The organism is Anaerotruncus massiliensis (ex Togo et al. 2026) (assembly GCF_030825285.1).
Lineage (GTDB): Bacteria > Bacillota > Clostridia > Oscillospirales > Ruminococcaceae > Anaerotruncus > Anaerotruncus massiliensis.
The window spans coordinates 60,815-69,930 of the sequence record NZ_JAPJQF010000010.1 but is presented as its reverse complement, the minus strand read 5'-3'; the positions used below and the strand labels follow the sequence as shown (position 1 = coordinate 69,930).

Below are 9,116 nucleotides of genomic sequence, written 5' to 3'. Positions count from 1 at the left end.
TGCGGTACCACCCAAATTGGCGTCGAAACGCCCGCTCATTCCGCATACTGACATATGCGCTTCCTGGATAACGGGTGAAGATCCCGTCGGGCACTACTCGGGAAATCCCTTTCGTCCCGCCCTCGCGAGTCCATTCAGCCCGGGCCCTCCCGCCGCAATCGCACCGCCTGCGGCTCTCTGTGGGGATGGCGAACGCGCCTACTCTTCTCGGTCGTCGGTTTGCCGTTCGTTTGATTTAGAGAGATTATACAGCGGCGGGAAGGATTTGTCAACCACGATTTTTTCGCCAAAGGGAAACCTTACAACAGGGTGTCAAAAATTGACATGACATTTGTTGGATATTACCAGATTCAAATGTCGCATATTGCAGAAAAATGGAAAATATATTATAATTAAATTTACCAACTTATGGACAAACTGTGACAATGTGACAGGAGAAAACCGATTTGATGATCCTACTGCTGGGATGCCTGAGTTTCCTGCTTTTCGTGCTCGGCGATCTGAACAGCGTCAACTGGGGAGTGCGCGCGCTGCGGCCCTGTTTTTTTGCCGGGTGCCTGCTGCTGGCGGGTTCCACGGCGGCGCTGCTCATCACCGCGCGCCCACGTTTCCTGCTCCCCGCGCCGCTGCGCGGGCTGGCCGGTTTTTTGGGCGCTCTGTTCCTCCTCCTGCTCGTCTACTCCCTCTTTTTCGCGCTTCCCTTCCAGCAGACCTATCTGGAGGAGGCCGCCGAGCGCCGCGCGTACGACCGCGGGGTCTACGCCCTCTGCCGGCACCCGGGGGTGCTCTGGTTCATCCTGTTTTACCTCTGCTGCTGGCTGGTGCGGGGCTCGGACGCGCTCTTTTGGGCGTGGGTCCTCTTCAGCCTGCTCAACGTGGGATATATCGTGCTGCAGGACCTTTACATCTTTCCGCGCACCTTCGGCAATTACGGCGAATACCGGAAGACCACCCCCTTTTTGATCCCGAACCGCGCCAGCATGCGGCGCTGCGCGGCAACGATAAAGGCAGGAGAGGAGCATGGGCGTGAACTTTGAGGAGAAGCTCAGGAACCAGCAGTACGACGATCTCTGGCAGGAGTACTGCGGATTCCTGGACCTGGATATCGGCGGCTACATGCAGATCCAGAGAAGGCTGATGGAGGAGCAGATCGGGCTGTGGAGCGCGAGCGCGCTTGGCAAAAAGCTCCTCGACGGCGGCAGGCCCCGGACGGTCGAGGAGTTCCGCCGCGCGGTTCCGCTGACGACCTTCGAGGACTACGCCGACGTCCTGCTGCAAAAGCGCAGCGAAATGCTGCCCGCCGAGCCGGTGGTCTGGATCCAGACCACCTGGGAGGGCGGCAAGCACCCGATCAAGCTCGCGCCCTATACGCGCGGAATGCTCGACGTCTTCAAGCGCAACATGGTGGCGGCGCTCATGCTGGCCACCAGCAAGCGCCCCGGCCAGTTTTCCATCGCGCCCTGCGACCGGACCCTCTACGGGCTGGCGCCGCTGCCCTATGTGACGGGACTGTTCCCGCTGATGCTCGACGAGGAGCTGCCCCTGCGGTTTTTGCCGCCGGTGGACGAGGCGGTGAGGATGTCGTTCGGCGAGCGCAACAAAAAGGGCTTCGCGCTCGGCCTGCAAAACGGACTCGACCTCTTTTTCGGGTTGAGCAGCGTCATCAGCTATATCACCACGAGCTTCACCGCGGGGGGCGGGAAATCGAAAAAGAACCTGTTCCAGTATTCCCCCGCCATGGTCTGCCGCTACCTCGCGGCCTCCTACCGCGCGAAGCGGGACGGCCGCACCGTGCAGCCGAAGGACATCTTCCGCCTCAAGGCGCTCATCTGCGCGGGCACCGACACAAGCTACTACAAGCCCTCGCTCGAGGAGGCGTGGGGGGTGCGCCCGATGGAGATTTACGCGGGCACCGAGCCGACGCTGATGGCGACCGAGACGTGGGCGCGCAACGGCCTCGTCTTTTTCCCCGACAACTGCTTTTATGAGTTCATTCCGGAGGGAGAGATGTATAAAAATCTTGACGACCGGACCTACCAGCCCAAGACCTGCCTGATGGACGAGCTGACCGCCAACCAGAATTACGAGGTGGTCATCACGGTGCTCAAGGGGGGCGCGTTCGTCCGCTACCGGGTGGGGGACGTCTTCCGGTGCCTCAGCACGGGCGGCGAGCAGGAGGGGGCGCGCCTGCCGCGCTTTACCTTTGTGGACCGGATTCCCACCGTCATCGACATCGGCGGCTTCACCCGCATCACCGAGGACACGATCTCCGACGTGGTGCGCCTGTCGGGGCTGGGCATCCACGACTGGGCGGCGCGCAAGGAGTACAGCGCGGACAACCGCCCCTACCTGCACCTCTACCTCGAGATCGCCTCCGGGTCGCTCGAGGTGATGGCGGTGAGCAAGCAGCTGCTCCGCGAGCATCTGAGCGTCTACTTCAAGTACTTTGACAACGACTACAACGACCTGAAAAAGATGCTCGGCATCGAGCCGCTGCAGATCACCATCCTGCGCACCGGCACCTTCGACGCCTTCCGCCGGGCGACCGGGCAGGAGGTCCGCCGGATCAACGAGTCGAGCTTCCGCATCTCCGAGCTGCTGCGTTTCCAGGAGCGGGACTATCCGCTGGAAAGGGGAGTCGTGACGCCATGATCCAGATTCCGTTCCTCTATGTCCCGATCGCGGGCGTCTGCTGCTACACCATCCTGCTGCTCGCGCTGGCCGCCGCCAAAAAGAACCGGCTCATCCGCTCCTTCATGAACCTGCTGGGCTGCTACCTGCTCTGGACGGCCGGATCGATGCTCATGCGGCTGCAGTTCTACCCCGGCTTTGAGCTGTGGTACGAGGTCTCGATCCTCAGCCTCTTCTGCATCCCGCTGCTCCTCTACAATTTCATCTTCAACTTCGTCGACGCGAAGGGCCTCTTCTTAAAGCGGCTGTGGACGGTCCTGACCGCCGCCACCCTCGTGCTGACCCACTTCGAGGTCTTCCTCAAGCGGCCCGTCTTCATCGACCTCGGCAACGGGACGGGCGTTTTCCGCTACGATACCGGCTGGGAAATCGCCATCCCCTGCGTGCTCTTTTTCTTCATCATCCTCTCGTCGGCGGTGATGCTCTTCAAGTCGCGGGAGCTCACCTCCGCCTGGACCCGCCCGATCGTGGTGGGCATCTGCTTTCTCTTTCTGGGCAACGTCCTGTCGATCGTGCCGGGCAACATCTTCCCGTGGGACACCCTGTCGGGCATCATCAACGCGGGCTACATGTTCTACGCCCTCTACCGCAAGCGGCTCTTCAGGCTGACGCTGCTCGTATCGCGCGGCACGATGCTCGCGGCCAGCGCGGTGCTCGTGTCGGTGCTCTTCGCCTACTGGGCGGGCCCGCTCGAGCGGATGATTCTCGACTATTTCCCGCAGGTCCGGGGCTACCAGACGCTGATCATCGCGATCCTCTTCGCGGGGATCATCCTCGCCTCCTACAAGCTCCTCTATCGGGTGATGGACAACCTCTTCGTACGGGATACGCAGGTGCGCGCGCAGCACCTCAAGGAGTTCAGCCTGCGCGCGTCCAAGAGCCTCAACCTCGACGAGATCCTGCGCGAGCTGGTCGAGGTGGTCAAGGACACCGTCTCGGTCGAGAAGGTCTACGTCTGCCTCGAGGACAGCGGCGGCGAGACCTACCGCACCGCCTATTCGGCCAGCCCGCTCGACGTGAAATCCTTTTCCCTCCAGGCGGCCAACCCCTGCATCCAGTGGTTCCAGGAGCACGACGGCTGCCTGATGCTCCGGGACTTTCAGCGCAGCGTGCTCTATAAATCGATGTGGGAGTCGGAGAAGCAGATGCTGGCGAACATGCACATCGAGTGCATTGTGCCGCTCAAGAGCGACAGCGACCTCGTGGGCATCCTGCTGCTCTCCACCAAGCCCAAAAAGGGCGGTTACTCCTTCGACGACATCGCCTTCCTCGAATCGGTGCAGTCGGTGGCGTCGATCGCGATCAAAAACGCGAACCTCTACAAGAAGGCGTACGACGAGTCTCGCATCGATCCGCTGACCGGCCTGCTCAACCGGAAGTCCTTCTACGAGAAGCTGGGGGAGGAGTTCGAGCGGTGCAAGAACCACTCGATCGCGCTCGTCATCCTCAACCTCGACGACTTCAAGCTCTTCAACCAGCTCTACGGCAACCGCGAGGGGGACGCGGCGCTCCAGCATGTGGCGCGGATCATCTCCACGACGCTGGGGAGCAACGGCTCCGCTGCGCGGTACGGGGGGAAGGAGTTCGCGCTCATCCTGCCCTTCTTCGACACGATGAAGGCGCTCAACCTCGCGGCCGACATCAAGGGACAGATCGCCAACATGAACCGCGGCGTGGAGGGGGAGAGCCTCAAGGTCATCACCCTCAGCGGCGGCGTGTGCGTCTACCCCTACGCGGCCTCCAACCTCGCGCAGCTCATCAGCAACGCCGACATGGCGGTCTACAACGCCAAGCGCAGCGGTAAGAACAAGATCATCGCCTATTCGCTCGAGTCGCCCCTCTCCCAGGCGCCGATGGAGTCCCCACTCATCGAGGGCGGGCGCTACGAGGAATACGCGCCGACCATCTTCGCGCTGACCGCCGCGATCGACGCCAAGGACCACTACACCTTCAACCACTCACAGAACGTGGCGGAGTACTCCACCGCGCTCGCGCGGGCGATCGGGCTGAACGCCGACCATGTCAAGATCATCTACGAGGCCGCGCTGCTGCACGACATCGGCAAGATCGGCATCCCCGAGCACATCCTGACCAAGCCGGGGCGGCTGACCCCCGAGGAATACAGCATCATGCAGAAGCATGTGGAGAACTCGGTGGCGATGATCCGCCACCTGCCCTCGCTCGACTACGTGATCCCGGCCGCAATCGGCCACCACGAGCGGTGGGACGGCAAGGGCTACCCGCGGCGGATCGCGGGGGAGGACATCCCGCTGTCCGCGCGCTGCCTGGCGATCGCGGACGCCTTCGACGCGATGACGACCGCGCGCTCCTACAAGCCGGCGATGCCAGTGGAGTTCGCGATCGCGGAGATCGAACGCGGGGCGGGCACCCAGTTCGACCCCAAGCTCGCGCCCGTCTTCGTGGAGCTGGTGCGGTCGGGGAAGGTCCTCCCGAAGGAGGCCGCCCCCGCAAAATAGGAGAAACCGGACGCCCGGACCGTTTATGCGGTCCGGGCGTCCTTGTCGTATCCGCCAAAAACCGGCCGCACGGCGGCTTTCAGCGTGGCGGATACGGAAAAAGTAGAGGTAATATTGCACAAAAACCATTAAAAGAACTTGCGAATTACGCCGAAAGGTCTATAATAAATGTGAAAAAAGTGTGAGAAAACGGGAAAGGAAAGAGGAGAATCGAATGTCATACAAATTTCTGATGGACATCGCGCTTATTCTGGTGAGCACGAAGGTTCTGGGGCTCCTGACGAAACGCTACCAGATGCCCCAGGTCGTCGGCGCTCTGCTCGCGGGGCTGATCCTCGGCCCGGCGATGCTCAACGTCCTGCAGGCGACCGACTTTCTGGCGCAGGTGTCCGAACTGGGCGTCATCGTCATCATGTTTACCGCCGGTATGGGCACCGACATCCAGGAACTGAAAAAGACCGGGAAGGCGGGATTTGTCGTCGCGCTGTGCGGCGTGCTCGTCCCGCTCGCGATGGGCGCGGGGCTGGCCTTCTTCTTCAACCGGGGCGAATTCGCGCACCCCGGAAGCGTCCTGCTCCAGAACATCTTCATCGGCGTCATCCTGACCGCCACCTCGGTCAGCATCACGGTCGAGACTCTCAAGGAGCTCGGCAAGCTCTCCACCAGGGTGGGCAACACGATCTTAGCAGCCGCCCTCATCGACGACATCCTCGGCCTGATCGCGCTGACCGTCGTGACGAGCCTGGCGGGCGCGCAGGTCAGCATGGTGGTCGTCTTTGTCAAGATCGTCGCCTTTTTCGTCTTCGTGGGCGTGGTCGGCGTACTCGTCAGCAGGCTGCTCGGCTGGTATATGACCAAGGTCATGCATGACAAGGACCTGCACCGTTTCCCCCTGCTGGCCTTTGTCCTCTGCCTTGTGATGGCCTTTTGCGCCGAGGAATTTTTCGGCGTCGCGGACATCATCGGCGCCTTTTCCGCGGGTGTGATCATCGCCACCACCCCCAAGGCAAAATACATCGAATCGAAATTTTCCCCGCTCTCCTACCTGCTGCTGACCCCGATCTTCTTCGCGAGCATCGGCATCAAGGTCGTGCTGCCCAAGATGGACGCGGCGATCGTGCTCTTCGCGGTGATGATGGTGCTTGTGGCGGTCGTCTCCAAGCTGATCGGCTGCGGGCTCGGCGCGAAGCTCTGCGGATTTACCAACCGCCAGTGCGTGCAGGTCGGCTTCGGCATGGCCTGCCGCGGCGAGGTCGCGTTGATCGTCGCCAACAAGGGCATGGCGATGGGGCTCATGCCGCCCGCCTTCTTCGGCCCGGTGATCATCATGGTGGTCTGCGCGGCGATGCTGACGCCCATTCTGCTCAAGCTGGTCTTCAAGCCCGCCAAGGGCGAGGCCCCCGAGGAGATGGAGCAGAGCGACCTGGTCGACCGCTACGACGAGGTCGAACAGCTCGACTACGTGTCGCAGGGACTGCTGGCCGCCAACGACAAACTGCGTGAAAAGAACCAGAAGAAAAAGGACTAGGAACCAAAATAAAAAGCCCCCGGCCGGCGGCCGGGGGCTTTTTTGCTGCGTCAGACGCCGGAATCGAAGGCGGTCCACGGGTTCACGAAAACGTTGTTCACCGCCAGCGCGAAGTGCAGGTGCGGCCCGGTCGAATAGCCGGTGGTGCCCACCTCGCCGATCTTGTCGCCCTTTTTGACGGCGTCGCCGGCGGAGACGGAGAGAGAATCCATATGGTAGTAGAAGCTCTTGAGGCCGTAGCCGTGCTCGATGACGACCGTGTTGCCGGTGAGCTGGATGCGCTCGGCGAAGAGCACGCGGCCGTTGTTGGCGGCGAGCACGTCGGTGCCCGTTTTGGCGGCGATGTCGATCCCCCCGTGGCGGGAGGGGGTCGGGTCGCCGTTGGTGTAGCGGATGCAGCCGAACTGGGTGGTGATCTCGCCGGAGACCGGCTGGAGGAAGGGGTTCTCCCAGTACTGCACCGGGTCGGCGACCGCCTTGAGCGGCTCGACCTTCTCCTCCCATTCGGCGTTGGCGGCGGCGGAGAGCGCCGTCTCCTCCGCCGTGGCGGCGTCCATCTCGAGGTACTGCACCTCGAATTCCCGCTGCTCGACGACGATCTCGCGGGTGAGGACCTCATCCTCCGCTGTGACGGTGAGGCCGTAAACGCCCGCCGGGGTGGTGTAGCGCACCGGCAGCAGCGCGATCTGGCTTCCGTCTCCGGCGAAGAAGAAGCGGGGCGAAAATCCGAGGTCGCTTTCGGCGGAAAGCTCCACGCCGTCGGCGTAGAGGGCGCGCAGGACGACCGTCTCCCCCTGCCGCGCGGCGGCGTTCAACGAGAGCTGCACCGGGAACGCGCAGTCGACCGTGAAGCGGTAGACGGTCCCGCCGGCGGCGGCCTCGTAGGCATAGCCGCCGTTTTGCGCCGGCAGAAAACCGCCAAGCTCCCCCGACTCCCCCGCGAAGACGGTCCCGCCCCCTGCGTCGGTCACGGTGACGGCGTACCCGCCGGGAAGAAGCGGCAGCTCCGCCGGGTCGGAGACCGGAAAGACGGGCGCTTCCGCGCCCGCTTCCACCAGCTCGGCCCGATCCCCGAGGGAGACGGCGAGCGGCGGGGCGGGTTCGGGCGCCTCCGGCGCGGCCGAACCGGCGGACTCCGCCGTGGAAGGAGCCCGACGCGCTTCCGGGGAGGGGAGGCGGGCGGCGCAGGCCGTCAGCAGAAAAGCCGCGGCCAGGGCGAGGACGCGGACGAGATGACGCTTCATGTGAAAACCTCCTTTGCGGGGATATCCTTTTTTCCATCTTATCATGGATTGCGCCCGGGCTCAACCGCCCGGGCGCGGAAATTTGAAAAAACAGGCAGGAAAATCTCCCCTTCCCGCAGCGGATATGCTATACTGTGGAAAAAGACGGGAGGGCTGAATATGTACGACGTAGTGGCGGTCGGCGAACTGCTGATCGATTTTACCCCGGCTGGAACGAGCGATCGCGGAGCGGCGCTCTTTGCGCGCAACCCGGGCGGGGCGCCCGCGAACGTGCTCGCGGCGGTCACCCGCCTCGGCGGAAGGACCGCTTTTATCGGCAAGGTGGGGGAGGACGGCTTCGGGCGGTTCCTCCGGGATACCCTCGACGGCCTTGGGATCGACACCTCCGGGCTCGTCATGACGGGGGAGGTCCCGACCACCCTCGCCTTCGTCCAGCTCGACGAGCACGGAGACCGCTCCTTCAGCTTCTACCGCAAGCCGGGCGCGGACATCATGCTCTCGCCCGGAGAGGTGATGCGGGAGCTCACCGGACAGGCGCGGATCATGCATTTCGGCTCGGTGTCGCTCACCGACGAGCCAAGCCGTTCGGCGACCCTCGCGGCGGTGCGCGCCGCGAAGGAGGCCGGCGCGGTCGTCAGCTACGACCCCAATTACCGCCCGCTCCTGTGGGAAAGCCCCGGCGAGGCGAAGCGGTGGATGCGCGAGGGGCTCTCCCTCGCGGACATCGTGAAGGTGTCCGACGAGGAGCTTACGCTGCTCACCGGCGAAACCGACCTCGAACGCGGCTCCCAAAAGCTCCTGGAGGCGGGCGCGTCCCTCGCGCTCGTCTCGCTGGGCGCGAAGGGGGCGTTCTTCCGGCTCGGGGAGCTGTGCGGGTGCCAGCCGACCTTCGACGTCAGGACGGTCGACACCAACGGCGCGGGGGATTCCTTCTTCGGGGCGGTGCTCTACCGCCTCTGCGGAAAGTCCCTCGCGGAGATCCGGAGCCTCACCCGTGAGGAGCTGGAGGACGTCCTCTCCTTCGGCAACGCGGCGGGTTCGATGACGACCACCCGCCCGGGCGCGATCCCCGCGCTGCCCACGATGGAGGAGGTGCTCGCCTGCCGCGCGCACACGCCGCTCCTGCTGAAATAGGGTATGGAAAGCCCCCCGCCGTCCGCCGGACGGCGGGGGGCT

At 63.6% G+C, this 9,116-nt stretch carries 6 protein-coding genes; 5 read left to right on the top strand and 1 reads right to left on the bottom strand.

The genetic code is table 11. The features are described from left to right. Positions 1-449: 449 nt before the first annotated feature. The 4 genes from RCI06_RS05390 (at position 450) to RCI06_RS05375 (ending at position 6,696) form a co-directional block, all read left to right on the top strand. On the top strand, positions 450-1,037 hold the full coding sequence (locus RCI06_RS05390; protein WP_288233803.1) for a hypothetical protein: 588 nt from the start codon (positions 450-452) through the stop codon (positions 1,035-1,037). Further along, positions 1,021-2,652, top strand: coding sequence for a GH3 auxin-responsive promoter family protein (locus tag RCI06_RS05385; protein ID WP_373690845.1), 1,632 nt, complete (start codon positions 1,021-1,023; stop codon positions 2,650-2,652). The genes RCI06_RS05390 and RCI06_RS05385 overlap by 17 nt, the downstream gene beginning before the upstream one ends. Then, complete coding sequence (locus RCI06_RS05380) at positions 2,649-5,168, top strand: HD domain-containing phosphohydrolase (RefSeq protein ID WP_306574817.1); 2,520 nt, start codon at positions 2,649-2,651, stop codon at positions 5,166-5,168. Before RCI06_RS05385 ends, RCI06_RS05380 begins: the two co-directional genes overlap by 4 nt. 214 nt (positions 5,169-5,382) lie before the next feature. After that, positions 5,383-6,696, top strand: a complete 1,314-nt coding sequence (locus tag RCI06_RS05375; RefSeq protein ID WP_121587407.1) for a cation:proton antiporter — start codon at positions 5,383-5,385, stop codon at positions 6,694-6,696. A gap of 50 nt (positions 6,697-6,746) precedes the next feature. On the opposite strand, the gene RCI06_RS05370 is transcribed toward RCI06_RS05375, so the two are convergent. After that, entirely contained in the window at positions 6,747-7,940 is a 1,194-nt protein-coding gene (locus RCI06_RS05370; protein ID WP_306574813.1) for a M23 family metallopeptidase, read from the bottom strand. Positions 7,941-8,099: 159 nt separating this feature from the next. On the opposite strand from RCI06_RS05370, the gene RCI06_RS05365 reads away from it, so the two are divergent. After that, on the top strand, positions 8,100-9,074 hold the full coding sequence (locus RCI06_RS05365; RefSeq protein WP_306574810.1) for a carbohydrate kinase: 975 nt from the start codon (positions 8,100-8,102) through the stop codon (positions 9,072-9,074). The last annotated feature ends 42 nt before the right edge of the window (positions 9,075-9,116 follow it).